We start from the raw sequence: 4,876 nt of genomic DNA on the forward strand, positions 1-4,876 counted from the left end.
GTGGCCGTCGGCCCGGTCATCACCGCCGCCGCGCGCGACCGGGTCCGCGACGCCGTCGACGCCGCCCGGTCCGGCGGCGGACGGGTCCTCACGCCCGGCGCGAGCGCGGGCGACGGCCTCTTCGTCGCGCCGGTGCTGCTCGACCGGGTCGACCCGGGCCATCCGGTGGCCCGGGAGGAGACGTTCGGGCCGCTGGCCACCGTCTTCGCCGTGCCGGACCTGGCCGCCGCCGTCGCGCTGGTCAACGACGTGCGGTACGGGTTGGTGACCTCGGTGCACGGTCGCGACGTCGGCCCGCTGCTCGAGGCGGCACGCGGCGTCGACACCGGGCTGATCCGTCTCAACGCCCCGACCACCGGGGTGGACTTCCACGCGCCGTTCGGCGGCGAGAAGGCCTCCAGCCACGGCCCGCGCGAGCAGGGGACCGCGGCGCTCGACTTCTACACCTCACTGCGAACGGTCACGTTGGCCGCTCCCCCGCCCCCGCCCGCCCGAGCCGAGGAGTCCGTGTGAACCGCGCCGACCTGCACACCGGCAGCCACGACCTGCCGGTCAGCCCCGCCCTGGAGGCGTTCATGCTGTCCGGCTGGGCCGACAGCGAGCAGCACGACCTGCCCGTCGACGACGTCGCCGGCTTCGCCGCGGCCCGGCGGGCCCGGCTGCACGACCGGTTCACCGGTGAGCGGCTGGTCGTCCCCGCCGGTGGCTACCGGCAGCGGTCCAACGACCAGAACTTCCGCTTCCGGCCGCACTCGGCGTACGTCTGGCTCACCGGCGACCAGTCCTCCGACGGGGTCCTGGTGATCGAGCCCGACGGCGACGCGACCCTCTACCTGCGGCCCCGCTCCGACCGCCGCGGCGGAGAGTTCTTCCGGGACCGGGTGTACGGCGAACTGTGGGCGGGCCGGCGTCCCACCCTCGGGGAGAGCCGCCGGCGGCTGGCGGTGCCGACCCGGCACGTGGCCGAACTGGCGACGGCCCTGTCCGGGCCGCGCGTGCCGACGCGGGTGCTGCGCGGCGTCGACGGGAGCGTGGACGCGCTGCTCGCCGACGCGGCCGGGCCGGGCGACGCGGAGTTCGCCGCCGTGCTGGCCGAACTGCGGCTGGTCAAGGACGCGTGGGAGATCGGCCAGCTGGAACAGGCCGTGGCGATCACCACCCGGGGGTTCGAGGACGTGGTCCGGGCTCTGCCGGCGGCGAAGCGGACCTCCGAGCGGTTGCTGGAAGGGGTGTTCTGGCAGCGCGCCCGGCTGGAGGGCAACGACGTCGGCTACCACTCCATCGTGGCCGCCGGCGCGCACGCGGCGACGCTGCACTGGATCGACAACGACGGGCCGGTCCGCGACGGCGACCTGTTGCTGCTCGACGCGGGGGCGGAGACCCGGTCGCTGTACACGGCGGACATCACGCGGGTGCTGCCCGTGTCGGGCCGGTTCAGCCCGTTGCAGCGGGACCTGTACGAGCTGTGTCGGCAGGCCAACGACGCCGCCCTTGAGTGCCTGAAGCCGGGTGCCGAGTTCCGGGCCTTCCACCGGGCCGCGATGACGGTCCTGGCGTACGGCCTCGCGGACCTCGGGGTGCTGCCCTGTCCGCCGGAGCAGGCCCTGTCGCCGGAGTCCGGCCTGTACCGCCGGTGGACGCTGTGCGGCTCGGGCCACATGCTGGGCCTGGACGTGCACGACTGCGCCGCCGCCCGGGCCGGCAGCTACCTCGACGGACGACTCGAGGCCGGGCACGTGCTCACCGTCGAGCCGGGCCTGTACTTCCAGCCGGACGACGAGCTGATCCCGGCCGAGCTGCGCGGGCTGGGCCTGCGCATCGAGGAGGACGTCCTGATCACCGAGGACGGGTACCGGCTGCTCTCCGACGACCTGCCGAGGCGCGCGGACGACGTCGAGGCGTGGATGCACCGGATCGCTTCGTGACCGCTGCGGACGTCGTCGTCGTCGGCGCCGGGATGACCGGCGTCGCCTGCGCGTACTACGCGGCCCGGGCCGGGCTGGCGGTGACGGTGGTCGACCGTGGCGGGGTCGCCGCGGGCACCACCGGCGCCGGCGAGGGCAACATCCTGGTCTCCGACAAGCCTCCCGGCCCGGAGCTGGCGCTCGCGCGCCGCTCCGCCGCGCTGTGGCGGGAGCTCGGCGACGCCGTGGGCGGGGCGCGGATCGAGCTCGAACGCAAGGGTGGCCTGGTGGTGGCGGCCTCGCCGGCGGAGGACGCCGCGCTGCGGTCGTTCGCCGCCGGCCAGCGCGCCACCGGTGTCGAGGCGCACGAGGTCGCCGCCGACGAGCTGTCCGACCACGAGCCGCACCTGGCGACCGACCTGGCCGGCGGCGTGCGCTACCCGCAGGACATGCAGGTGCAGCCGATGCTCGCCGCCGCCCATCTGCTGCGCGCGGCCCGGGTGACGGTGCTGACCGGCACCCGGGTGGTCGGGCTGGACCGGGACACCGCCGGAGCTATCCGGGCCGTGCGGACCGACCGGGGGCTGCTGCCCACGAGGGCGGTGGTCAACGCCGCCGGGGTCTGGGCCGGCGAGGTCGCCGCCCTGGCCGGCGTGGACCTGCCGATCCTCCCCCGGCGCGGCTTCGTCCTGGTCACCGAGCCGCTGCCCGCGCTCGTCCGGCACAAGGTCTACGCCGCCGACTACGTGGCCAACGTCGGGCGCAGCTCCACCGACCTTCAGGTTTCCCCGGTGGTCGAGGGCACCCGGGCCGGCACGGTCCTGATCGGGTCCACCCGGGAACGGGTGGGCTTCGATCCGGCCTTCTCGCTGCGGGCGCTGCGCGGGCTCGCGGCGGGGGCGGTGCGGCTGTTCCCGTTCCTGCGGTCGGTGTCGGCGATCCGCGCCTACCGGGGCTTCCGGCCGTACAGCCCCGACCACCTGCCCACCATCGGCGCCGACTCCCGGGTGCCGGGCCTGCACCACGCCGCCGGGCACGAGGGGGCGGGCATCGGCCTCGCCCCGGCGACCGGTGAGGCCGTCGCGGCGCTGCTGACCGGCGCGCCGCCGCCGCTGGACCTACGACCGTTCGCACCGGAGCGTCACGATGTTCACCTTTGACGGCCGCCCGATCCCCGCCGACGGGGAGCAGACGATCGCCGCCGCCCTGCTCGCCGCAGGCGTCCGCTCGTGGCGGCGTACCCGGGTCGAGGGCCGGCCACGGGGGGCGTTCTGCGGGATCGGCGTGTGCTTCGACTGCCTGGTCCGGGTCAACGGCGTGCCGTCCCGGCGGGCGTGCCTGGTCACCGCCCGGCCCGGGGACGTGGTCGAGCCGCAGGACGAGGGGCGGGAGCGGGCGTGACCGGGTACGACGTGGTGGTGGTCGGCGCCGGGCCCGCCGGGCTGGCGGCGGCAGCCGGTGCCGCCGACGCCGGCTGCCGGGTGGTCGTGCTGGACGCCGGCCCGCGCCCGGGCGGGCAGTACTGGCGGCACCGGTCCGGCGCGGACGGTCGGGGGCACCGGGACTGGTCGACGTTCACCGGGCTGCGGGCCCGGCTGCGCCAGGTCGAGTACCGCGCGGACGCCGCCGCCTGGTTCGTCGAGGCCGGCACCGGCCCCGCCGGCCCGCGCTTCACCGTGCACACCCGGGCGGGGGTCGTGCGCGGTCGGCGGCTCGTCGTCGCCACCGGCGCCCACGACCGGGTCGTGCCGTTCCCCGGCTGGGACCTGCCCGGCGTGGTCACCGCCGGGGGCGCTCAGGCCCTGCTCAAGGGGCAGGGGGTGGTCTTCGCGCGGCGCGTCGTCGTGGCGGGCACCGGCCCGTTCCTGCTGCCGGTCGCGACCGGGCTCGCCGGGGCCGGCGGCACGGTGGTCGGCGTGTACGAGGCCAACGACCCGGTCGGGTACGCGCGTCAGGTCCGCCCCGTGCTCGGCGCGCCCGGAAAGCTCGCCGAGGCCGGGCGGTACGGGTGGCGGATGCTGCGGCACCGGGTGCCCTACCACCGGCGGAGGATGGTGATCGCGGCGCACGGCGGCGACCACCTGACGGGGGTGACCGTGGCGGCGGTCGATTCGCGCGGCGCCGTCGTGCCGGGCAGCGAGGCCGAGGTGGAGTGCGACGGCCTCGCGGTCGGCTTCGGTTTCACCCCTGCGCTGGAGCTGGCGACGGCGCTCGGCTGCGCGACCCGGTTGGCCGGCGACGGCAGTCTGGTGCTGGCCGTCGGCCCGGACCAGGCGACCTCCGTGCCGGGGGTGTTTGCCGCCGGGGAGGTCACCGGGGTCGGCGGGGCCGAGCTGGCCCTGGTCGAGGGGCAGCTCGCCGGGGACGCCGTCGCCGCGTCCCTGGGCCGCCCGTCGCCCTGGCCCGGCGGGCGGCGGAACCGGCTGCTGCGGGCCCGGCGTCGGCTGCGCCGGTTCGCCGTGGCGCTGCAAGCGGTGCATCCCGTGCCGCCCTCCTGGCCGGACCTGTGCGGCGACGACACGCTGCTCTGCCGGTGCGAGGAGGTGCCGGTCGGGGCGGTGCGGCACGCGGTACGGGAGTTGTCCGCCGGGGACGCCCGGGGCGCGAAGCTGTTGACCCGGGCCGGCATGGGCTGGTGCCAGGGACGGGTCTGCGGCTACGCCACCGCCTGCCTGACCGCCCGGGAGGCCGCGCGCCCGCCCGGCGTGACGGACCTGTCGGGGTACGCGTCGCGTCCGCTGGCGCAGCCGGTCACGCTCGGCGAACTGGCGGCCGGCGACCCGGCCGGCGCCCCGGACTGAGCGTGCGGCGGGCGGGGCCCCGAAGGGGCGTACCGCGCGGGCCTCGACCGCCGCCGTCGGCGCTGGCGGTGATCGGGCGCACTCTCAGCACTCGATCACGTTGACGGCCAGGCCGCCGCGCGCCGTCTCCTTGTACTTCACCTTCATGTCCGCGCCCGTCTCCCGCATGGT

Annotated in this window: 5 protein-coding genes; all 5 read left to right on the top strand. The window is 76.9% G+C overall.

All coding sequences use genetic code 11. The features are described 5' to 3' along the window. The coding region (locus ACWENR_RS29615; protein WP_452280243.1) for an aldehyde dehydrogenase family protein at positions 1–513 on the top strand (513 nt) is incomplete at its 5' end. Continuing rightward, positions 510–1,925 carry an aminopeptidase P family protein gene (locus tag ACWENR_RS29620; RefSeq protein WP_452280244.1) on the top strand — a complete coding sequence of 472 codons (1,416 nt, stop codon included), beginning with the start codon at positions 510–512 and terminating at the stop codon, positions 1,923–1,925. The genes ACWENR_RS29615 and ACWENR_RS29620, both read left to right, overlap by 4 nt. Continuing rightward, positions 1,922–3,064, top strand: a complete 1,143-nt coding sequence (locus ACWENR_RS29625; RefSeq protein WP_452280245.1) for an NAD(P)/FAD-dependent oxidoreductase — start codon at positions 1,922–1,924, stop codon at positions 3,062–3,064. Before ACWENR_RS29620 ends, ACWENR_RS29625 begins: the two co-directional genes overlap by 4 nt. Beyond that, complete coding sequence (locus ACWENR_RS29630; protein WP_452280246.1) at positions 3,051–3,305, top strand: (2Fe-2S)-binding protein; 255 nt, start codon at positions 3,051–3,053, stop codon at positions 3,303–3,305. The genes ACWENR_RS29625 and ACWENR_RS29630 overlap by 14 nt, the downstream gene beginning before the upstream one ends. Next, positions 3,302–4,705: an FAD/NAD(P)-dependent oxidoreductase gene (locus ACWENR_RS29635; protein WP_452280247.1), complete on the top strand. Its 1,404-nt coding sequence runs from the start codon at positions 3,302–3,304 to the stop codon at positions 4,703–4,705. Before ACWENR_RS29630 ends, ACWENR_RS29635 begins: the two co-directional genes overlap by 4 nt. The last annotated feature ends 171 nt before the right edge of the window (positions 4,706–4,876 follow it).

Source organism: Micromonospora sp. NPDC004336 (assembly GCF_053602615.1).